This window comes from Deefgea sp. CFH1-16, from assembly GCF_016881365.1.
Taxonomy (GTDB): domain Bacteria; phylum Pseudomonadota; class Gammaproteobacteria; order Burkholderiales; family Chitinibacteraceae; genus Deefgea.
The window spans coordinates 2395900-2416970 of the sequence record NZ_WLYT01000001.1 but is presented as its reverse complement, the minus strand read 5'-3'; the positions used below and the strand labels follow the sequence as shown (position 1 = coordinate 2416970).

The window sequence follows — 21071 nt, the reverse complement described above, 5'->3', positions numbered from 1 at the left end:
TTAACGTAATCCTCGGCGATGCTTCGCCTGCCAGTGGCTCACTATTGCGGCCAGTGCAAACGCCAGCATCGGTAATAGCATCAGTAAAACCGCTTGAATGGCCATGGTGCGACGATTGCCACCGCTACTGAGCGCTATCGCTTCAGTCGTAACCGTACTAAACCGGCCAGCACCTGCAAATAGGGTGGGTAAATACTGCGCAATACTCACCGCAAATCCCAAGGCAAAGGCGGCCAAAATCGGACGCATTAACAGTGGCCACTTCATACACAGGCAGGCTTGCCAGCGTGAGTAACCCAAGGTTTGTGCCGTTAACATCAGTCGTGAATCAAATTGGCGATACGCACCGACCAAACTGAGCAAAACGTAAGGTACAACCCAGAGCAGATGGCTCCAAATCAAGCCCAGCACTGTGCCGTCTAAATGCAAAACCAATAGCGCAAAATACTGCGCTGCAGACAGCGGAATCACCGGCAAGATCAAAGGTGCGTAGAGCCAAGCATTATTGCGCTGCGGCCCCCACTCCAACCATATCAGCACCATCACTAAAGCGATCAAACTCGTCGAAAATCCCAGCCAGAGTGATGTCTTGAACGGTGTAAAGTCGGCATTCAACCACGCTTTTATACTGAATTGCTCAGGCCATAAAGCAGGGAAAAACCAGCTCTGCGCCAAGGACCAAACAACCAGCAGTATCATCAGGCCAAAGCTAATCCATACACAGAGTTGATACAGCCAAGAGACATTATAGAGACGCGGTTGGAGCGGCGTACGCCATTAAAATCCATCACAGACCGTTGATATACCCAAGCAATGCCGCGAAGCAAGCCCCCCAAAATCAGCAAAACCAAGAGCAAAATAAGTGCTGCAACACCACCCTGAGCTTGCCGCTGTGGATCGGGATCGGATAGCCATTGCCATGCCAATACTGCAAAAGTCGGCGGCGTCGTTGGCCCTAAAATCAGTGCCATATCGACCACGGACAGACTGTAGGCCAGTACGGCCGCAAAAGGCCACATCATTTTTGGCAATATTTGCGGCAAAATGATACTGCGCCAGATCTGTTGCCGCTGATAGCCCATGCTACGCGCCACAGTGATTTGCTGGGCAATGTGTCGCTCTCCCAATAAATTCATCATGACCCAGAGCAAGAAAAAGCTCTCTTTAATCGCGAGAGCAATGCCAAGACTCATGCCATAAGGGTCTTGCACGGAGAGCCAATCAGGGGGACTATCCCATGCCATCAAAGGCGCAATAGCCCGAGCTAGCCAACCTGCTGGAGCAAATAAAAATGCAAAACCAATGGCAAATGCGGCATGCGGCATAGCCAGTAAAATTGGCAAGCGCTTTACAATAGAACGCCAAGCATTTGATGGGTATTTCTCCATAGCAATTGATAAACAAAGCGTACAAGCTAATACCCAGCTTAGCAATGTGGAAACGAGTGTCGCCAGCAAGGCAGGGATCGTTTGTGTATCTTGCCAAATGGCGAGCCAATGATTGGTTTGAAAAAAATCAAACCCCATCCGAACTAAGCCTGGAATGACAGGCAGGAATACGATGCTGATCAAGCCGATGGCAAGCAAAGAGCTACCTTTTCTCGCCCATCTTGCCACCATCATGGGCGACCCAAAGCGCATTTATTTGGCACCGTAGCGCTTTAGCCATTCGGCCTCAATTGCCGCAACCCAGCTTGAATGGGGCTCAGCCAACGTCGGTATTTTTTCGTTCAGCGCACCAGGGGCGGTCATCTGCATCGATTGACGATACTGTGCTGGAATCTTCTTCAGCGCCAACACGCTTGGATCCCCCCACACAGTTAAATCAGCTTTTTTAGCTTGTGCTTCAGGCGAGAGTAAAAAGTTGGCGAAAACTTGGGCGCCGGCTTTGGCTTTTGCATTACTAGGAATCGCAAGGAAATGCACATTGCCAATCGTGCCCTTGCTAAAGCCAAAGCTATACGCCGTTGTTGGTAGTTGCTGCGTTGCAATCAGATTGGCGGCTTCATTCGGATTAAACGTGAGTGACAGTTTGAGCTCACCATCGGCCAGCATCCGGTGCATATCAGCAGCACTTTTTGGAAAACTACTGCCTTTACGCCAGAGTACCGGATGGAGTTGATCCAGATAGGCCCAAAGCGGTGCGCTAGCTTTAGTGAATGACTCAGGACTAACGGGTTGCTGTAATGCTTTGGCATCGGGCGTTAGCTCTAGCAATAATTGCTTCAAAAAAGTCGTACCGTGAAAATCAGGTGGTTTTGGATAGCTCACTTGTCCGGCGTTGGCTTTAGCAAAAGCCAGTAACGCTTGTGCTGATCGTGGCGGATTTTTGACGTTGGCTTGATTGGCAATAAAGGTAAGCTGAGCAGTTCCCCACGGCATCTCAAGACCATCCGTTGGCTCAGAAAAATCAACACGAACAGGCTGGTTTAAATCCACATAGCGCCAATTTGGCAGGCTTTCTGCCCATGGCCCGAACAGTAATTGGCTTTGTTTAAGCGCTTTAAAGTTTTTCACCATTGACCCACAACAAATCCACCGAACCATTGGTGGTACGACCCGCAGCCACTTCGGTCTTAATGCGCTTAATGACGTCAGACGTATCAGTGACTTTGACATGCTTAACAGTCACTCCATACTTTTTTTTAGCTTGCACGGCAGCCCAATCGATATACGCATTGATGTTTTCACCACCGCCCCATGCGTTAAAGTAAACTGTTTGTCCTCTAGCATCAGCTTCGATCTTTTGCCAATCGGTATTGGCCATCACGGTGGTGCTAAGGCATACAGCGATGAAAGTCGGCAAGAATTTCTGCATTTTTTACGTGATCCTGTTGAGCGATAATTGATTTGAATGATTTGAAGTCGTTTCGAAAACTAAGCACGCATCCAGCGATGATATTTTTCAACCCAGCGCAGCAGCTTCACTGGCGCATGGGCGCGCTTCCATTCTCCTGCGACATATTTATTCGCTTCGGCCATGGTGGGATAGGTATGAATCGTGCCCAAGATTTTATTAAGGCCAAGCCCATGCTTCATTGCCAACACATATTCGGCGAGTAATTCACCGGCATGAGCCCCCACAATGGTGACGCCCAAAATGGTGTCTTTACCGGGGACCGTGAGTACTTTGATAAAGCCCTTTGCCGCACCATCGGCAATCGCCCGATCGAGATCGTCAATTTCAAAACGAGCGACTTCATATTTAATATCAGCGGCTTTAGCCTCCTGCTCGCATAAGCCAACTCGGGCGACCTCAGGATCGATAAAGGTACACCATGGAATCACGCTGTAATCCACTTTAAAGCGCTTAAACTGCCCAAATAGTGCATTCACACTGGCGTACCATGCTTGATGCGAGGCGGTATGGGTAAATTGATAAGGGCCAGCCACATCGCCGGCGGCAAAAATATTGGGGTATAGCGTTTCTAAATAATCATTCGTTACCACGGTACGCGCAGTTTCAATCCCAAGCGACTCTAAGCCATAACCTGTCAGCCTTGCTTGACGGCCTACGGCACAAATCAACGCGTCAAACGCAATGGTTTGTTCGCCAGTTGGTGTTTGGACAATCAAGCATTTTTGTCCGGCATTCACTTCGCAACGCAGTGCCGTATATCCCGTCAAGACCTGCACGCCGCTGTGGCTAAGTTGCTCACCAACAAACTCAGACACTTCGGCATCTTCACGCGGCATTAAGCGATCACCACGTTCAATTTGACTGACCTCGGCGCCCAACCTAGCAAAACTTTGCGCCAGCTCACAACCAATGGGCCCGCCGCCTAAAATCACCATGCGCCGTGGTATTTCATCCATTTGGGCAAACGCTTCCCAGAGTGTATCGCTGGTGAAGTAGCCCGTTTCATTGATGCCAGGCAAATCAGGCACCATCGGCGCAGCACCTGCGGCGATGATGATACTGCGCGCGGTTAAACGTTGCTCGCGACCATCGTGATACTTAATTGAGACCGTCCATGGGTCCTGCATAGTGGCGTAGCCTTGCACGATATCCACGCCTAACTGGGTATAACGCTCGATACTGTCGTGTGGCTCAACCGCACGGATAACAGCCTGCACACGCGCCATCACGCTGCGAAAGCTAAATGAAGACTGGGTATCCTTGAGCCCATAGTGGCTGGCATGGCGCATTTGGTGCGCCAACTTTGCGCTACTGATGAGTGCCTTGCTGGGTACGCAGCCATAGTTGAGGCAGTCGCCGCCCATTTTGTGCGCTTCAATCAGCGTCACTTTGGCTTTAACTGCTGCTGCAATATAGGCCGACACCAAACCGGCTGCGCCACCGCCAATCACGATCAAATTGCGATCAAACTGCTTGGGTTTAGTCCAGCGCTGGTACACTTTACGGCGCCGAAACTGAGCAACAATTCGTTTCGCCAATAAAGGAAAAATACCCAGCAACACGAATGACATGATTAATGCTGGTGACAAAATACCGGAGAGTGATTCGATTTTAGCCAGCTGAGTGCCTGCATTCACATAAACGATAGTACCCGCCAACATGCCGACTTGGCTGACCCCATAAAAAGTACGCGTTTTGAGTGAGGTTAAACCCATCAATAAATTGATCAGAAAGAAGGGAAAAACGGGCACCAGTCTTAGCGTGAACAGATAAAACGCACCATCACGCGCCATACCCTCATCAATTCCAGTCAGTTGTTTACTAAAACGCTGTTGAACACTATTTCGAAGTACATAGCGTGAAGTTAAAAATGCTAAGGTAGCGCCAATGGACGACGCAAAAGAAACCATCACCGTCCCTGCCAGCAAACCAAAGATAGCCCCCGCAGCTAAAGTCAGAATTGCAGCGCCCGGTAAAGAAAGTGCCGTGACAAAGATATAAATAGCAAAGAAAACCAGCGCAAGTAGCCAAGGAGATTGCTGTTGCCATGTACTCAATTGCGCCTGGCTTTGCTTGAGTTGCGCCAGCGAAAGCCATTGCTGCAAATCGAAGATAAAAAATAAAGCCACAAAGATCAGCAGCACGGTAATCAGTATTTTTTTATTCAATGGTTAAGCGCCTGTCATTTTTTCTAAAGACCGCAAGGTAGCGGCTCTTTTACTTACTGATATAGTCGGATGACTCTGCGTTTTATTACAGTTAAGTAGCCAGTTGAATAAATTAAGACGGGATTGATTGCGTCAACTAGCGATATTTTTGCAACAAAGTTTCGATCTATCCAGCGTTTCCAGTACCAGACCCATCGCCCCGCTGCACTAAAATTGCCCCATGAGGCAACGGCATGTTTTGGGCCAGTAGCCAGTAAATACAGCGTTGTTTTCTTCGGTTTGTAGTGTGTCTTGGGCGACTCGCCTCGCATCACCCCAATTAAATTTTGCGCAAGAACTGGCCCTGCTCGCACGGCATGCACGCCAGATTTGGCGTGTTCAGCCAGTCTTGACCCGACGTCTCCAGCGGCAAATACATTCGAATGCGACGTGCTTTGTTGCGCTGCATTGAGGGCAATAAACCCACGCTGATTGAGCGCTAACTTGGAATTGCGCAAAAAATATGGTGCTCGAATACCTGTCGCCGCGATAATAAAGTCGGCATGAATGACCGCTCCATTTGACAGCACTAAACCTGCCCCTGTGCCTTCGGCTTTTGCTTGGTGTTGTTTTAACCCGCTGCGAGCGATGGCTTGCTGCGTACGACAAATAACCGATGCTGCAAATCCGGGTAAAACCCCTTTTTTTGAACAGACAAAATCAATCTCCATTGGTAATTTCAATTTTCTTTTCGTGTATTGCATAGCTAGTGCCAACTCAACACCCGCAGCACCACCGCCTACGATGGCAATTCGCAAGGACTTTCCTCGTTCCGACTCACGAATAATGCCGGTCCATTTTTGAATAAATTCATCAAGGGGACGAATGGGAATCAGCTGATCTCCTGATCGTGCGAATGCGCCAACTTTCGATTCACCGCCAATATCAATCGACAATAAATCATACTTAAGTAGCAATCCGCTAGGCCGCGTCACAAAGCGCTGATCAGCATCAATACCAATAGCGGTATCAATAATAAATTCAACACCAGCACGCTCACATCGCAGCTGTAAGTCAATCTGACACTCACTCAGCGCATAGTGACCAGAGATCCAACCTGGCAACATCCCCGAATAGGTTTGATACTGAGACGGCGACAATAACTGAACTCGCCAGCCATTTGGCACGCCGTCTTCTAATTGCTTCAGCACCGCAAGATGCGCATGCCCGCCACCTAATAAAATTAAGGTTTTCATTCAAGTCCGATGCAAATTGATGAGCCATTTCCAATTACTGGTAACGATGCTTGAAACGCAATTAGTTCTTTAAGGATTTTAAAATCCAAGTCTCACGCTGAATCGACATTCCCATACTGTTCTCTTGTTTTGCAATCACTTGTTCGTTATGCGCAATAGCCTGATCGAGATTAACCCAACGCGCTTCCATCCCATTTTTGATTTCGTAATGTTCCATTTTGGCGACGCCCAGCTCACGTGAAATCTGGCAAATATAAATAAAAGAGCGCATATAAAGTACGTCATGGTCAGGCTTTAAACTGGGGCGATATTCATCGAGACAGCCATATTCTTGAGTAATTTGAATGGCTTGCGCGCCCGTTTCTTCCTGTAGCTCGCGCCGTAGAGCGTCAGCCAAATCTTCACCGTCATCGACGCCACCACCCGGGCAAGCTGTAATCGTTATAACGGCGGGTGTAGAGTAACAAAATGTCATCTCCATCACGCACAATTGCGCGCACGGCATAGCGATTTACGATAAGTCCATCCATCGCAGTGACACTGGGGTGAATCAATGTAGTCAGTAATTCCAAGGCTTTTTTCCATAAAAAAACCAGCCATTTCGGGCTGGCAAATTGAGGCAATTTAATTCTCTTTATTATCCGCAATATGATAGGGGCTGAAAACACTTTATCAAAGGATCATCGCTCACTGTGCCATTTCGCGTCTCTGAGTGAATCCCAGATAATTTAGCGCTGCAGGCATTTTTTTTCGGAATACACTTTTTTTCGGCGGCGACTTTACTTGTTGATCATGAAATTCCCATAAAAAAAATGCCCAATTAAAATTTTAATTGGGCATTGGCTACGCTCTATTTATTTACCGTAACATCCTTTGAGTTTCACATAGTCGTAGAAATAGCTGTTGGCGGCTAATTTGGCACTGTCGCATTTCGCCATAAAGTCGGTTTCTTTTTCGTTGTAAAGCATTTTAACAATCACTTTACCTGCAGCATTGCGATAGACATCCCATTGCATATTGGCAGCCATTGGCGATACATAATCACCGCGCCAAGGATTGTTTTTGTAGCTAAATGTTTCTGCTTTAGGAATTTGCTGAAGTACGTTTTTCAGCCCCATGCGTGATGCGAATGGCGCGATAATTTCAGCGTGAGCAAAGCGAAGTTTAGCGGCGTTCGCTAGATTGTTCGCGGCGATGGCATCAACCTCTTTGAAGAAGTCATCAAACAACATTTGCGACATCTTATACGTGACATCTCCTTTTTCAGTCATGCCTGGACCTTTGTCGTAAAAGTCAGAGGCATCATTGAGTTCAGCAAAGAAGCGCGCTTGTTCAGCGGGCATATAGCTTGCGAAATCAACGCCTGCTTCGGTACGCATCGCAGGTGCAATGACATACAACTCATATAACAAAGCAGCTGCATCGGCTGTTGATTTAATAGTGGTTTCACCGTCACCGCTCAGGGTCGTTGGTGCGGTGCATTTGCCATCCGCACTACTGAACGTGAATGAGCCGGTATTGGCAAAGCTATAGGTGCCACTTTCGACTTTATCTACAAAGGCTTTGCTAAATAGGCGCTCTAACACCTGACGACCTTTGGCGTTTGCTTCTGCGGTTTTAAACAAGCCCTCTTGTTTGGCGATTAAGTCAGCGTCTTTTTTGAAGGCTTGGTAGGCAAGGCTGGCTTGGTAGGTGGCATAAAACGGGCTATCGACTTTACTCACGAGATCCGTCTTGGCGACGAGTTTATGGAAATACAATTGGAAGCGATCTGTTCCGCTTGCTTGGGCAACCGCCGTGCCAGTATCAGGGAATGGGCCGGGAGCGGCAGGATAGCTGAGCATTGTATTTAATTTAGGTTGAGTGGTTTTTAGTGATTGTGCAAAGTAATTGCCACTATCTACCGCACGGTCAACGCCGGATGTCACCACTTGGACTTTACGTGCCGCTGTTGCGTCGTCTGTAATTTGCTTCCAAAAATCAGGCATCCGATTGAGCATCCGCACAGCAAGCTGCTTGTGTTCATTGATACCGATTTGGGTTAAGTTGCCATAACCCGGTTTAGTGATGCCTTCCACGCCACAACCAAGCAAGAAATTGGCTTTCATGATTTTGAGGGTGTCCTCGCCGAGCTTTTCGCCCAACGGGGTGAGTGCGCCCTCTGCTTTGGCTTTGCTCCACATATTGTGAATCGCCAAATCATATTTCAGACTCGACAAGCCACGTGAGCCATGGCGAGCCAGCATTTGAGTATAAACCGGCGTAAACCCAGTAGGGGCTTTCTCATAGCTGCTTGGATCTTGCTGTGGGCGATAAGGGGATTTCGTTTGGTAGTAACGATCAGTCATCGTCATTGCGGCCAAAATGGCTTTGGGGTCAGCACTGCTGTCTGCTAGGACTAGATTTTCGCGAATACGTTTGATGCCATCATCAGATGCATTTTTTAATGCGGCAGCAACAATCGCATCTTTTTCAATATTAAAGTCGCTGAGTAATTGCTCCCGCGTTACGCCAACGGCGATGGCCACTTTCGCTTTGGCATCGGCAAAAGACAAACCATTGTTTTCCATTTCTGCCACGATAGAGCTGGAGTGTAGGCTAACTGTCGCATTAGCTTCTTTCGGTGCTCGCAAGACAATGCGCGAGCTCACTTTGGTTTCAGTGTTGGCGATCGGATCAAATTCAGTCGCATCGGTTCCTATTTCTGCCACAATCGATGAATTGTTGCCAAGCAATGAGAATTGGCCATTTTTATCAGTCCGGGTGTTCACTTCTGACTCATCGCAACGCGCATTATTGTTGCTATCAAGGCAGACTTTTGCATTGCGGAAATAGCTACCAAGCACTTTGCCAGTAATTGGTAGTGGCGTTGCCGTCGGTGCCGGTGTCGATGTCGGCGCAAGTGTTGCTGAGGGCGGTGTAGAGTCGCTGCTGCCACCACAGGCAGACAGCAATAATGCTAAAGCACACACACTGCTTGGGAGCCGTAGTGTTTGGCTCGATAATTTGATGTGATCACGAAGCAACATGATGTAACCATTGTAATTTATGGAAACGCGAAGCTTACTGCTCGTTCATTACGGAAAGATGACGCACGAGGTTATATCAAAGCATGAATTCATTCAGCGACAATTCAATAAAAGCAAGCTACAGTTGCTCACTAAAATTGGCCTCTTAATGAGTGATCTTTAATTGGCCGAATTATTCGTCATCCATGCAGTGGGTGACGCCAACCCCGGGTTAAAACTGATCGCGCATGCGTATGCCTGATTGGCTTCGTATTGAAGGTAATTCGCACTGCGCGTTTTAAATACCGTAGAGCCCGCATCAAGAACGAGCGATTAAAGTCAGTAGCAGGCCTTGTGATGCCAGCATGCTGGATAAGTTAAAGCGATGAGTCTGGGATCAGAGTAATCGTTCACTCAACCACATTGGTTAGCAGCAAAGCATTTAAAGTGATCAGCTCGTCTTCGCCAAGTGTAACCATTAAATGTTTTTCGAGCGCCAACGAAAAAGGGTTCCAGCTAAAAAGCTGGAACCCTGTGTTCTTTGGTGCCGACGGCAGGAATCGAACTCGCGACCCCCTGATTACAAGTCAGGTGCTCTACCAACTGAGCTACATCGGCAACAGGACTGCATCATATAGAACGACTTGTTTTGTGGCAAGCACTTCTTACAAAAGAATCGATAAACGTCTGGTTTTACAACGTTTTTATTTTAAATCCTTGCTGGTAAAAAAGGCGTCGGAGAAAAACGCATCGCTCGGTAGTTGCTGTGAAAGGCAGCCGGTATAGGCCGCTTCGACCATCATGGGTGATCCGCAGGCATAAACTTGGTAGTGAGCAAGGTTGGCAAAGTCGGCCAAAACCACTTCGTGCAAGAATCCGGTGCGCCCTTGCCATTGATCTTCGAGCTTGGGATCAGACAATACAGGGATAAAGGTAAAGTTCGGATAGAGCTGCTGCCACTGTGATGGCAATTCGGGCATATAGAGATCGGCCAAGGTACGGCAGCCCCAATAAAGCACCATTTCACGCTGGGTGTGATTGGCCAGCGCATGCTCGATCATGCCTTTGATCGGGGCGAAACCGGTGCCAGTGGCCAGAAACAAGATCGGCTTATCGCTGTCTTCACGCAAAAAGAAGCTACCAAGCGGGCCGGTAAAGCGGAAAATCTCGCGCTCTTTCATGGTGTTCCACACGTAATCAGAAAAACTCGCCGCCGTCGATATGGCGAATATGCAGTTGCAAAAAGCCTTCTTGATGCGGTGGATTGGCAATGGAGAAGCTGCGCTTTTTGCCGGTTTTGGTGTGGATATCAATATACTGCTGCCAGCCAGATAGGTTAGCTTTTCGGTCGATGGCAGTTTTAACGTCAAAATCGCGACGTCAGGCGATACTTTTTCGATGCGCTCGATGCGCGTTGGCAAGGTTTTAATTTGGATGTCTTTAGTGGCGCTGACTTCACGGCATTCGATGCTCACTTGATCACTGACTGGTGTGGCGCAACAAAATAGCGCATAACCTTGTTCTTGCTCAGCAAGGCTGAGTGCGGTTTCAGAATGCTGGGCATGGACGACTTGGCCGCTGAGCACCTTGCCTTTGCAGGCACCGCACGATCCGTTTTTACAACCATACGGCATGTTAAAACCTTCTCGCATGGCGGCGTCGAGCAAGGTCTCTCCTTCAAAGACGGAGAGTTGCTGGCCCGAAGGTTCGATGGTAAGTTGTTGACTCATATTCATTCCATACTGTGTTAATGCGTGTCGAGCATTGACCAATGCCTGCCCTTAACTACGCCACGCTGTGAGCTACTAATCTATGAAAAAACCACGCTTACTCATTATTGGTTGTGGCGATGTTGTTCGCCGCGCCCTGCCTTGGCTTAAGCTGCACTTTACGGTGTATGCAACTGCACGCTCGAAAGAGTCTGCATTGCAGCTCAATACCCTTGGTGTTCGCCCTATTCTTGCCGATTTAGATCAGCCAAAATCTTTAGCCCGCTTAAGCGGCATTGCTGAGTATTTGATTCACAGCGCACCACCGGGTGACGGCGCGGGCGATCAACGAACGCGCGCCTTAATTGCCACTTTAAGCCACGCCAATATCAAGCAAAATAAAATTTTACCACAGCGCTTACGCCGCGCTGTTTACATCAGCACCAGCGGTGTTTATGGCGACTATGCTGGGCAATGGATTGATGAAAGTAGTCCGCTTAAAACGCAATCGCTGCGTGCATTGCGCCGAGTCGACGCCGAAAAACAATTACGCGATTGGGCCGGACGGCACGGAGTTCGGTTGAGCATTTTACGCTCGCCTGGTATTTATGCGGCCAATCGTTTACCGCTGGAGCGCATTACCCGCGGTGAACCAGTGCTCCACCGCGAAGAAGACAGTTATAGCAATCATATTCATGCTGATGATTTAGCGCATGCACTATGTTTGGCGCTGTTTCGCGGCTTGCCGCTACGTACTTACAATATCGTGGATGATGAGCCGCATAAAATGGGTGATTATTTTGATCAAATCGCCGATGCGATGCAGCTGGCTCGTCCGCCACGCATTAGCCGAGTTGCGGCGCAAACGCGGCTGTCGCCCGCCCTATTGTCTTATTTGAATGAATCGCGGCGAATTGGCAATGCCCGCGCCAAAAATGAGCTCAAGCTGCAATTGCGCTACCCCAATACCGCTGCCGGTTTAGCGAGCGGCCTTTAATATTTGCGCGCGTATCGATAAGGAGTCCATTGCAAGCCCGTTCGTTTCAGTCGCAATAGAATGATCGCGGAGCAAACCACTTGCTTTCGTCAAATCTTTTGCTATGCTGACTGATTGTTGACTGCGGAGTATAGATCATGATCGGCATCTGGATCACATGGGCTTTAATCTTGGCGGGCGCAGTGTATTTAATCTATTGCTGGTGGACTTTTCATCATAGCGCCGATGCACCGCGCGTTGATTACCGCGATGATCAAGCGCATTTTAATATGCAGCTGTACACCCATGCCGAGTATTTCGCGCCACCCAAACCCGCCAAAAAGATCGTGAATGACAGTGACGATCAAGCCGAGTGATGCGGTAAATACAGCCTACGGCTAGCAATAAAAAACGCACAGCCCGCTGTGCGTTTTTTTGTTTGGCATCAGCACCGATACACGATTCGCGATCAAGACCAAAAACGTTCTAACCAGCCCTTTTTTTGCCACGTTTTTTGCACACCGCGCGATAAGAAATGCTCAACATAGCGTTGATCGGCTTCCATAATGTGCCGCGTCAGCCAATTGCGTAAAAAGTGCAGCAGCTCAAAAGACACCGCTTCACCTTGATTAAGTCTGGCTTGCAAATCCACCATTTGCCCAATCAATTCTTCATGATGCTGTTTGTGCGTTTCATAATCGGGATAACCCAAAATCCGCATCAAGCTTTCTTCAACCGTGAAGTGGATACGGGTGTAATCGGCCAAACGCTGCAAAATTTCCACCGAGGCCTCACGGCCATGATGCTGGCGAATGGCATCGTGTAATTCATTTAATAAATTCACCAGCACTTTATGCTGTTCATCAATCTCTTGAATCCCGACCGATAACGTTTCATTCCATTCAATCAATAAACTCATCGCTGACTCCCTCAGAAGCCGCCATACTGCCCAGCGCCGCGCTGCCCCTATTTGATCTACATCAAAAAGTGGGCCAAGCCCGAACCAGCCTCCCCTATCTACAACACTTGGCGCAGGGTTTAAATTGATTCACGGTAAACCGCTACTGGCTAACCCTTAGGGCTTATTAACGTTCAAGTTTTTGCTGTTTACGCGATTTTTTGGCTGGCGTCACCGCCAGCAATGACCATTAAAGCACCGCAAGTGGCGCTCGCTCTCGAATCAATACATTTTGCAAGGCGGCAAAGCATTCAGCATCAATGGCTGATCCCAGCATGCCGCGCATGATCTCAATGGTTTTTTCTGGCGAATTGGCGGCGTGATACGGGCGCTCGGCGCTGATGGCGTCAAAAATATCGGCCACAGTGATAATTCGCGTTTCCATACAAATCGCTGCGCCACTGATTTTGCGCGGATAGCCTTGCCCGTCGAGACGCTCGTGATGCGCTGCGGCCACCACGGCTAACTCGGCAAAGGGCGCAATTTTTTCTAATATCGTTTCAGTTAAACTGGCGTGCTGTTGTACCGCACGAAACTCTTCTTCCGTTAAACGGCCCGGCTTTTCCAAAATACGGCTACTCACGCCCAACTTACCCACATCGTGTAAGAGTGCCGCTCGGGTGATCCATTGGCAGCGCTCGGCCGAAAAACCCATCTCTTGCGCGATTAAATTGGCATAAAAGCCCACCCGCTCGCTATGCCCAGCGGTGAACGGGCTTTTGGCATCCACCACTTGCCCAAATGCCGAGGCAATATCATCCATATAGGCGTCATCCACGGGCTGAGTCCATTGCGCCGGTTCCAGTGCCTGCACAATTTGATCAATATTGGGGTCGTTCAACGCCTGCCAAAACGCCGGTTCTTGGCCAACTACATTAAACGCCGCCACCAATTCAGGGTCAAACCACACGCCGGCACGCTGCTGAATTTCTAAACGGGCCGCATCCGCGCCGTGCGAAAAATGAAACACATCAATCACTTGGGCTAATAAGGCGATTCGCGCGTGGATTGGAATCGCATGACCACGCAAACCTTCTGGTCGACCACTACCATCCCAGTGTTCATCCAAGGAATGAATTCCTTGCGCCACGGCTTCAGGAAACCGCAGCTGACGGGCAATGCGTGCACCACGATCGCAGCGGGTTTGAATGAGTTCTTGGGCGATTTGATCGCCATTACGCAAAATATTTAAAATCGCCGTTAAGCGCTGGGTCCAGTTTTCATTTTTGCCGGTATGCTCAAAAACAAAGCCTAAAACTTGCGATAAATTATTGCCGACCAATTTGAAATCATGCTTAAAGTGCTGATCGTCGACCAAATACAGCTCGCAAATGCGCGCCGCATTGCTACTGCAACCCCAAGTCTTTGAGTAATAAGGTGTAATACAAAGCCCAAATCTCGTCTTCTGCCATGCCAATTTGCCGGCCAATGTGCACGCCAATCCAGCAACAGCGCACACAATGCCCTTCAGGCTGCCCTTCAGTCAGATCTAAGGCATAACTGAGCGAACCCAATAGTTCAGCTAGTTTTAAATTTGCAGCCATTTTTCGTCTCACTTGGCAAAACAATCAAGATCTTTGAAGGTGATTGACCCGCTGGCAATCAGACGCGCCCACCTCGAAAGCAAAGCGCGAATGCAATCGAACCGCAACGGGGAGCATTGGGGAACGCAACATCAAACCCAGCATAGCTTAATTTAGACTGACTTAATCCATACGCAAAAAAGCCACCTTGCGGTGGCTTTAGCAATGCTGCAGCAATAAATGGCTTAATCTACGCCGCGAGCTCGCTCGGCGTGGAATTTGGCGACAAATTGTGGGAATTGATCGACTTCAATGGCGGCGCGCATTTCCGCCATCAGCACTTGGTAGTAGTGCAAATTGTGGATGGTATTGAGTTGCGAGCTCAAAATTTCTTGGCAGCGGAATAAATGATGCAAGTAGGCGCGGCTAAAATTGCGGCAGGTGTAGCAATCACAGCTTTCATCGAGCGGGCGCATATCTTTTTTGTAATGGGCGTTTTTGATTTTAACGTTGCCATAACGGGTAAACATCATGCCGTTGCGGGCATTGCGGGTTGGCATCACGCAGTCAAACATATCAATGCCTTGCGATACGCCATACACCAAGTCTTCTGGCGTACCGACACCCATTAGGTAGCGTGGTTTGTTGACTGGCAATTGCGGCGCAGTGTGCGCCAAGATGCGCTCCATTTCTTCTTTGGGCTCACCGACCGACAAGCCACCAATGGCCATACCGTGAAAATCCAACTCATCCAGACCGGCGAGGGATTCATTACGTAGATCTTCATGCATACCGCCTTGCACAATACCGAACAGGGCATTGGGATTTTCTTGGCGGTTAAATTCATCTTTCGAGCGCTTAGCCCAACGCAGCGACATCCGCATTGAATCAGCGGCGGTTTTATGGTCGGCTGGATACGGTGTGCATTCGTCAAAAATCATCACCACATCCGAATTGAGCACTTTTTGAATGCGCATTGATTCTTCTGGCGTGAGGAATAATTTATCGCCGTTGATTGGATTTTGGAACTTCACGCCTTCTTCGGTGATTTTGCGCATTGCGCCCAAGCTAAACACTTGGAATCCACCCGAATCGGTCAACATCGGCTTATCCCAGCCCATAAATTGATGCAGGCCACCGAATTCTTTAATCACTTCCAAACCTGGGCGCAGCCACAAATGAAAAGTGTTGCCGAGAATGATTTGTGCTTTGATGTCGTTCAAATCGCGCGGCGTCATCGCTTTTACGGTGCCGTAAGTGCCAACCGGCATAAAGACCGGCGTTTCAACCACGCCGTGATTCAAAGTCAAAGTACCGCGACGGGCCCCTGATGAGGTGGTTTTTAATTCAAATTTCATGTGTTTCCTCGCAAGCCGGAAAACAGTCCGGCGCTCATTAAAAACATTGACCACAGCGGCACCAAGGCACAGAGAAAAATCCTGCGGATTCGCTTTCCCTCTGCGTCTTTGCGCCTCTGTGGTTCAAATTTTTTTACTTTCGTTCCAACAACATCGCATCGCCATAACTAAAGAAGCGATATTCATTGCTCACTGCATGTTCATACGCTGCGCGCATGGTATCAAATCCAATAAAGGCTGCCACAAGCATTAATAACGTTGATTTGGGTAAATGAAAGTTAGTAATCAAGCGATCCACCACTTTAAATTCAAAACCTGGCGTAATAAAAATATCGGTATCGCCCACCGGCTCAGCCAACAAGCCTTGCTGTGACGAGGCTTCTAGCGCGCGCAAACTGGTTGTACCCACTGCAATCACCCGGCCACCGCGTGCCTTGGTCGCCAAAATCTGCTCAACAATCGTCGCTGGCGGAATAAAGTAGCGCTCGTGATGCATGGTGTGTTCGCTAATATCATCAACGCGCACCGGCATAAACGTGCCGGCACCGACATGCAAGGTCAAAAACGCGGTATCCACGCCCATGGCACGAATTTGCGCTAGCAACTCATCGGTAAAGTGTAAGCCCGCTGTTGGCGCCGCCACTGCACCGGGGTCACGTGCGTAAACGGTTTGATAACGCTTGGCATCTTCATCGTCAGGCACATGGGTGATATACGGAGGCAATGGCAATAAGCCCGATTGCTCCAAAATTTCAAACACGCTCACATCGCCAGCAAAGCGCAATTTAAATAAATCGCCTTGGCGCTCGACCATTTCGGCGGTGAAACCGCCTTGAAAATGCAAAATCGTTCCGGCCTTGGGCGCTTTAGACGCTTTGACGTGCGCCAAAGCCGTATGCGCATCTAAAACCCGCTCAACCAGCGCTTCAATTTTGCCGCCACTGGCTTTTTCACCAAAATAAACGCGCTTTAATCACCTTGGTGTCGTTAAACACCAAAAGATCGCCAGCACGCAAAAAATTCGGCAAAGCAGTAAACAGCGTATCTTGTCGCGTTTGACCGTCAATATGCAGCAAACGACTCGCGCCGCGCACCTCAGGAGGGAACTGCGCGATCAATTGATCGGGCAAATGGTAATCAAAATCGGCAATCTGCATTAAAAAAACGCCTTCGTCGCATATGTAGCAAAACTACAAGATTGTATCAGCAAACATCGATATAAGCCGCGCCAACATTGACGTAGGCGCAATTTAAAACAATCGTTTACACCCTCAGTAAAAAAGAAAAAGCACGCTTTTTCTGGACAAGTTCGCAGAACTTGCGGCAAACTCCGTCGATTACATTGTGTTACAAGGAGTTCGCGAATGGCCGATATCGGTAAAATTCTGGTTTTGCATGGCCCCAACCTTAATTTACTCGGACTACGTGAACCCCAACATTACGGCAGCAATACATTGGCCAGCATCAATCAACAGTTGATTGACTTGGGTGCGAGCCAAAAAGTTTCAGTCGAGACTTTTCAGTCCAATCGCGAATACGAAATCATCGAACGCATCCATGCCACATTACAAGACGGCACGGATTATATCGTGATCAACCCCGCTGCGTTCACCCATACCAGTGTGGCGATTCGTGATGCTTTGGCTGGGGTCAAAGTGCCTTTTGTCGAAGTACATCTGTCGAATGTACATGCACGGGAAACCTTCCGGCATCACTCCTATTTTTCTGATCTCGCCATTGGCGTGATCTGCGGCCTCGGCGCTAAAGGCTATGCCTATGCACTCGAGTTTGTCATCGACCGCTTAAAATCGGCGAAATAACAGGCCTAAACAGCCGTTTTCTGACCAACAGCCAAGCACAGTACGGCAAAACTAGACCGACTTTTACTGACACACATTTGTTTAAACCATAAGGTGGCCTGCACGACAGGACACCCATTTGACCTTTCAGAGGGGATTGCAACATGGATCTACGTAAACTTAAAAAACTCATCGACTTAGTTGAAGAATCAGGCATTGCCGAATTAGAAGTGACGGAAGGCGAAGAAAAAGTACGCATCACCCGCACCGTTGCCAACGCACAATATATGCAACCGATGCAATATCATGTTCCAGCCCAGCAACAAGCTGCCGCTCCTGCTCCAGCACCTGCTGTGACGGTTGAAGCCAGCGAAGCTGCGGCACCTGTGGTTTCGGGCAACACTCAAAAATCGCCAATGGTTGGCTCTTTCTATCGCTCATCGAGCCCAGATGCCAAACCATTTGTTGAAGTTGGCCAAAGCGTGACTGCGGGTCAAACGATTTGTATTATCGAAGCAATGAAATTATTGAATGAAATCGAAGCTGAACACAGCGGCGTGATTAAAGCCATCTTGGTAGAAAACGGTCAGCCCGTTGAATATGGCGAACCAATGTTTATTATTGGCTAATTCTGTGAGGTGCTGGGTTAGGGAAGTAAGAAGCTGGGGATAAGACGAGTAGAGAATAGGGAGTGGGGAGTAAAACCCACCCACCACTCACCACGCCCCACTCACCACTCTCCAATCCGCAGCACTCACTGATCACGGAGTACCTATGTTTAAAAAAATCCTCATTGCCAATCGCGGCGAGATTGCACTACGTATCTTGCGTGCCTGCCGTGAAATGGGCATCAAAACCGTTGTGGTTCACTCAGAAATCGACCGCGAAGCCAAATACGTCAAGCTGGCGGATGAATCAGTTTGTATCGGCCCTAATCCATCGGCGCAAAGCTACCTGAATATGGCGGCGTTGATTTCTGCGGCCGAAGTGACTGAAGCCGAAGCGATTCACCCGGGCTACGGTTTTCTTTCTGAAAACGCTGATTTTGCACAAAGAGTCGAAGAATCGGGCTTTGTATTTATCGGCCCGCGCCCAGAAACCATTCGTTTAATGGGCGACAAAGTGTCGGCCAAAGACGCGATGAAAGAAGCTGGCGTGCCCATGTGTTCCGGGTTCTGACGGCGCTTTGCCTGATGATGGCGATGAAATGATTAAGATTGGCCGTAAAGTCGGCTATCCAGTCATCATCAAAGCCGCTGGTGGTGGTGGTGGTCGCGGTATGCGTGTGGTTGAGCGCGAAGAAGACTTGCTGGCCGCAGTCGCAATGACGCAAGCCGAAGCTGGCGCGGCATTTGGCAATCCAGTGGTGTATATGGAACGCTATTTGCAAAATCCACGCCATATCGAAATCCAAATTTTGGCCGACCAGCACGGCAATGCGATTTATTTGGGCGAGCGCGATTGCTCTATGCAACGTCGCCACCAAAAAGTACTCGAAGAAGCGCCAGCACCGGGGATCACTCAAGAACAGCGCGAGCGCATCGGTGAATCTTGCGCCGAAGCTTGCCGCCGCATGGGCTATCGCGGTGCAGGTACGTTTGAATTCTTGTATGAAAACGGCGAGTTCTTCTTTATTGAGATGAATACGCGCGTGTGTTGAGCATCCAGTGACTGAGCTGATTACCGGCATCGACATTGTGCAAGAGCAAATTCGTGTCGCTGCCAACTTACCACTGAGCTACACCCAAGCGGACGTTAAAATCCACGGTCATGCCATTGAATGCCGGATCAATGCCGAAGATCCGCTGAACTTCTTCCCAAGTCCAGGCCGGATTACCACGTATCACACGCCGGGTGGCCCGGGCGTTCGGGTGGATTCGCACGTGTATCAAGGCTATTTTGTGCCGCCAAACTATGACAGTATGATTGGTAAAATCATCACTTACGGCGACACCCGTGAGCAAGCGATTGCGAAGATGCGCATTGCTTTGTCCGAAATGGTGGTGCAAGGGATTTCAACCAATATCCCACTGCATCAGCAGCTCTTGGTGGACGCTGAATTTATCAAAGGTGAAACCAGCATTCATTACCTTGAGCATCAAATGCCAGAAATTCGCAAATTGATTGCAGCAAAAACGGCCGCATCGCAGTAAACCTCGCAGTAACCCAAGAAAACGGAGCCTAAGGGCTCCGTTTTTTATTTTGCCCTTGGCAAATCAACGGTGCTGTTCAGATTACGTGTTGCTGGTTTTAAGTGCCTGCGGCACATTATTTTACAGTCGCAGTCAGTGGCGGCACCCCATTTTAGCTACGCAGAAACTTCGTTTTCTTTGATTCGCCAAAGAAAATAGGGGAAAAGAAAGGCGATTTTGATCTCGCCCAGCTCCGCTGTTCCCTCGATTGTCGTGAGCCAAACGATAAAACCGTTTGTCTCCCTCCTTACTCGGTGCGCTTGGACGGGTGTTTAAGCCCCATCTCGACGAGCGCGGCACAGCATCAACACAAAATCTGAACATTGCCAAACAAAACACAGATATAAAGCCCTAGTCCGCCATCGACATTGGCTGCGGATGAATACCTCATCAAATATGCGGATATTCAAGTTAAGCATACATGCTTTGCCACCCTCATCGACTTGGGCCTGAAAAACCAGCCCCAGTACATCTGCACCTCACGATCAATCAAACTGTAACCCTCAATTTAGCGCGGCAATGCCTCTGTCATGCCGCTGTAATTCCCCCTACTATTTCAGCTCATTATCTTGCTGAGGTGCTTGTGCTGAACATTGCATTACTAACTTATGTCGCTATCATGTCGGTCACGCCGGGGCCGAATAATTTAATGCTCGCCGCTTCGGGTGGCAATTTTGGTTTTCGCCGCACCCTACCGCATCTGCTGGGAATTAGTATTGGCCATGCGGTGCAGATATTTTTAGTTGGGATGTTTTTAGCGTGGGTGATGGCCATGCTCAGTAGCGTTCGAGCGATTCTGGGCGTCATCGGTTGCGCTTATTTACTGTGGTTGTCATGGCAGATTTGGCGCTCGGCCTCACCCGAAGGCAAACAAGTTGCGCGGCCGATGTCGTTTTGGGCCGCAGCGGCGTTTCAGTGGATTAATCCCAAAGCGTGGGTGATGGTCATCAATACGGTGATTTTATTTTTGCCGCACGGACAACAAAATCTAAGTGCAGTACTGAGTTTGGCGCTGATTTGTGCGCTAATCAATTTACCGTGTATTGCCATATGGGCCTGGCTGGGCGACGCATTACGCCACCATTTGCTGGTGCCAAAAAACCTCAAATTGTTTAACGGCACTATGGCTTCATTGATGGCGCTAACGGCATTTTATTTGCTGTATGGCGAACTCATCGTACTGGTTTAATCATGTCCTTAGTTCCTGAAACTAAACATTTTTGCGACGCAAAGTAAACAAGCACAAAAAGCTTTTTCGTCGATAGGGTGCGGTTCGTGGCAAAATA

General features: G+C 48.9%; 19 protein-coding genes, 1 tRNA gene and 2 pseudogenes. 6 read left to right on the top strand and 16 right to left on the bottom strand.

What is annotated here, in order from left to right:
* The 11 genes from GKO28_RS13170 to GKO28_RS22930 all read right to left on the bottom strand — a co-directional run bounded on the left by GKO28_RS13170 (nucleotide 1) and on the right by GKO28_RS22930 (nucleotide 11000).
* A complete protein-coding gene (locus tag GKO28_RS13170) occupies nucleotides 1-699 on the bottom strand; it encodes an ABC transporter permease (RefSeq protein WP_182076561.1) in 699 nt (232 codons plus the stop codon).
* The gene (locus tag GKO28_RS13165; protein WP_203564148.1) at nucleotides 699-1640 is read right to left on the bottom strand and encodes an ABC transporter permease subunit; all 942 of its coding nucleotides are present in this window, start codon (nucleotides 1638-1640) and stop codon (nucleotides 699-701) included. The genes GKO28_RS13170 and GKO28_RS13165 overlap by 1 nt, the downstream gene beginning before the upstream one ends.
* Nucleotides 1641-2519: an ABC transporter substrate-binding protein gene (locus GKO28_RS13160; RefSeq protein ID WP_203564147.1), complete on the bottom strand. Its 879-nt coding sequence runs from the start codon at nucleotides 2517-2519 to the stop codon at nucleotides 1641-1643.
* Nucleotides 2503-2817: a hypothetical protein gene (locus tag GKO28_RS13155; RefSeq protein WP_203564146.1), complete on the bottom strand. Its 315-nt coding sequence runs from the start codon at nucleotides 2815-2817 to the stop codon at nucleotides 2503-2505. The genes GKO28_RS13160 and GKO28_RS13155 overlap by 17 nt, the downstream gene beginning before the upstream one ends.
* Before the next feature lie 59 nt (nucleotides 2818-2876).
* Nucleotides 2877-5027 carry an FAD-dependent oxidoreductase gene (locus tag GKO28_RS13150; protein ID WP_182076559.1) on the bottom strand — a complete coding sequence of 717 codons (2151 nt, stop codon included), beginning with the start codon at nucleotides 5025-5027 and terminating at the stop codon, nucleotides 2877-2879.
* Between the two features lie 53 nt (nucleotides 5028-5080).
* Nucleotides 5081-6262 (bottom strand): FAD-dependent oxidoreductase, encoded by a 1182-nt coding sequence (locus GKO28_RS13145; RefSeq protein ID WP_182076558.1) that lies wholly within the window; start codon nucleotides 6260-6262, stop codon nucleotides 5081-5083.
* Nucleotides 6263-6323: 61 nt separating this feature from the next.
* Complete coding sequence (locus tag GKO28_RS13140) at nucleotides 6324-6659, bottom strand: NUDIX hydrolase (RefSeq protein ID WP_203564145.1); 336 nt, start codon at nucleotides 6657-6659, stop codon at nucleotides 6324-6326.
* Nucleotides 6660-6669: 10 nt separating this feature from the next.
* On the bottom strand, nucleotides 6670-6885 hold the full coding sequence (locus tag GKO28_RS13135) for a hypothetical protein (protein ID WP_203564144.1): 216 nt from the start codon (nucleotides 6883-6885) through the stop codon (nucleotides 6670-6672).
* A gap of 231 nt (nucleotides 6886-7116) precedes the next feature.
* Nucleotides 7117-9291 (bottom strand): histidine-type phosphatase, encoded by a 2175-nt coding sequence (locus tag GKO28_RS13130; protein WP_203564143.1) that lies wholly within the window; start codon nucleotides 9289-9291, stop codon nucleotides 7117-7119.
* A 521-nt stretch (nucleotides 9292-9812) separates the two neighbouring features.
* Nucleotides 9813-9888: transfer RNA gene (locus tag GKO28_RS13125), tRNA-Thr, on the bottom strand.
* A gap of 86 nt (nucleotides 9889-9974) precedes the next feature.
* The gene (locus tag GKO28_RS22930) at nucleotides 9975-11000 is read right to left on the bottom strand and encodes a CDP-6-deoxy-delta-3,4-glucoseen reductase (protein WP_374220730.1); all 1026 of its coding nucleotides are present in this window, start codon (nucleotides 10998-11000) and stop codon (nucleotides 9975-9977) included.
* 82 nt (nucleotides 11001-11082) lie between these two features.
* Between GKO28_RS22930 and GKO28_RS13115 the strand changes: the two genes are divergently transcribed.
* Together GKO28_RS13115 and GKO28_RS13110 are read left to right on the top strand one after the other, a co-directional pair.
* Nucleotides 11083-11976 carry an NAD-dependent epimerase/dehydratase family protein gene (locus GKO28_RS13115; RefSeq protein WP_182076557.1) on the top strand — a complete coding sequence of 298 codons (894 nt, stop codon included), beginning with the start codon at nucleotides 11083-11085 and terminating at the stop codon, nucleotides 11974-11976.
* A gap of 137 nt (nucleotides 11977-12113) precedes the next feature.
* Nucleotides 12114-12332: a hypothetical protein gene (locus GKO28_RS13110; protein ID WP_182076556.1), complete on the top strand. Its 219-nt coding sequence runs from the start codon at nucleotides 12114-12116 to the stop codon at nucleotides 12330-12332.
* A gap of 92 nt (nucleotides 12333-12424) precedes the next feature.
* On the opposite strand, the gene GKO28_RS13105 is transcribed toward GKO28_RS13110, so the two are convergent.
* The 5 genes and pseudogenes from GKO28_RS13105 to queA all read right to left on the bottom strand — a co-directional run bounded on the left by GKO28_RS13105 (nucleotide 12425) and on the right by queA (nucleotide 16951).
* A complete protein-coding gene (locus GKO28_RS13105; protein ID WP_182076555.1) occupies nucleotides 12425-12874 on the bottom strand; it encodes a bacteriohemerythrin in 450 nt (149 codons plus the stop codon).
* 229 nt (nucleotides 12875-13103) lie between these two features.
* A complete protein-coding gene (locus GKO28_RS13100; protein WP_247646543.1) occupies nucleotides 13104-14231 on the bottom strand; it encodes an HD-GYP domain-containing protein in 1128 nt (375 codons plus the stop codon).
* A gap of 28 nt (nucleotides 14232-14259) precedes the next feature.
* Nucleotides 14260-14457, bottom strand: a complete 198-nt coding sequence (locus GKO28_RS20155; protein WP_247646542.1) for a hypothetical protein — start codon at nucleotides 14455-14457, stop codon at nucleotides 14260-14262.
* Nucleotides 14458-14681: 224 nt separating this feature from the next.
* The gene (tgt, locus tag GKO28_RS13095; RefSeq protein ID WP_182076554.1) at nucleotides 14682-15794 is read right to left on the bottom strand and encodes a tRNA guanosine(34) transglycosylase Tgt; all 1113 of its coding nucleotides are present in this window, start codon (nucleotides 15792-15794) and stop codon (nucleotides 14682-14684) included.
* A 133-nt stretch (nucleotides 15795-15927) separates the two neighbouring features.
* A pseudogene (gene queA, locus GKO28_RS13090) lies at nucleotides 15928-16951 on the bottom strand (tRNA preQ1(34) S-adenosylmethionine ribosyltransferase-isomerase QueA).
* 216 nt (nucleotides 16952-17167) lie between these two features.
* Here queA and aroQ point away from each other — a divergent pair.
* The 4 genes and pseudogenes from aroQ to GKO28_RS13070 all read left to right on the top strand — a co-directional run bounded on the left by aroQ (nucleotide 17168) and on the right by GKO28_RS13070 (nucleotide 20974).
* Nucleotides 17168-17614, top strand: coding sequence for a type II 3-dehydroquinate dehydratase (gene aroQ, locus GKO28_RS13085; protein ID WP_203564318.1), 447 nt, complete (start codon nucleotides 17168-17170; stop codon nucleotides 17612-17614).
* Nucleotides 17615-17757: 143 nt separating this feature from the next.
* Nucleotides 17758-18222 (top strand): acetyl-CoA carboxylase biotin carboxyl carrier protein, encoded by a 465-nt coding sequence (gene accB / locus GKO28_RS13080; protein WP_173533437.1) that lies wholly within the window; start codon nucleotides 17758-17760, stop codon nucleotides 18220-18222.
* A gap of 145 nt (nucleotides 18223-18367) precedes the next feature.
* Nucleotides 18368-19746: pseudogene (accC, locus tag GKO28_RS13075) on the top strand (acetyl-CoA carboxylase biotin carboxylase subunit).
* A 622-nt stretch (nucleotides 19747-20368) separates the two neighbouring features.
* Complete coding sequence (locus GKO28_RS13070) at nucleotides 20369-20974, top strand: LysE family translocator (protein ID WP_182076552.1); 606 nt, start codon at nucleotides 20369-20371, stop codon at nucleotides 20972-20974.
* The last annotated feature ends 97 nt before the right edge of the window (nucleotides 20975-21071 follow it).

Bases quoted from the DNA above. Each gene is read 5' to 3' on its own strand.
- GKO28_RS13170 (WP_182076561.1), bottom strand. From the start codon at position 699: ATGATACTGCTGGTTGTTTGGTCCTTGGCGCAGAGCTGGTTTTTCCCT.
- GKO28_RS13165 (WP_203564148.1), bottom strand. From the start codon at position 1,640: ATGCGCTTTGGGTCGCCCATGATGGTGGCAAGATGGGCGAGAAAAGGT.
- GKO28_RS13160 (WP_203564147.1), bottom strand. From the start codon at position 2,519: ATGGTGAAAAACTTTAAAGCGCTTAAACAAAGCCAATTACTGTTCGGG.
- GKO28_RS13155 (WP_203564146.1), bottom strand. From the start codon at position 2,817: ATGCAGAAATTCTTGCCGACTTTCATCGCTGTATGCCTTAGCACCACC.
- GKO28_RS13145 (WP_182076558.1), bottom strand. From the start codon at position 6,262: ATGAAAACCTTAATTTTATTAGGTGGCGGGCATGCGCATCTTGCGGTG.
- GKO28_RS13130 (WP_203564143.1), bottom strand. From the start codon at position 9,291: ATGTTGCTTCGTGATCACATCAAATTATCGAGCCAAACACTACGGCTC.
- GKO28_RS22930 (WP_374220730.1), bottom strand. From the start codon at position 11,000: ATGAGTCAACAACTTACCATCGAACCTTCGGGCCAGCAACTCTCCGTC.
- GKO28_RS13115 (WP_182076557.1), top strand. From the start codon at position 11,083: ATGAAAAAACCACGCTTACTCATTATTGGTTGTGGCGATGTTGTTCGC.
- GKO28_RS13110 (WP_182076556.1), top strand. From the start codon at position 12,114: ATGATCGGCATCTGGATCACATGGGCTTTAATCTTGGCGGGCGCAGTG.
- GKO28_RS13105 (WP_182076555.1), bottom strand. From the start codon at position 12,874: ATGAGTTTATTGATTGAATGGAATGAAACGTTATCGGTCGGGATTCAA.
- GKO28_RS20155 (WP_247646542.1), bottom strand. From the start codon at position 14,457: ATGGCTGCAAATTTAAAACTAGCTGAACTATTGGGTTCGCTCAGTTAT.
- tgt (WP_182076554.1), bottom strand. From the start codon at position 15,794: ATGAAATTTGAATTAAAAACCACCTCATCAGGGGCCCGTCGCGGTACT.
- accB (WP_173533437.1), top strand. From the start codon at position 17,758: ATGGATCTACGTAAACTTAAAAAACTCATCGACTTAGTTGAAGAATCA.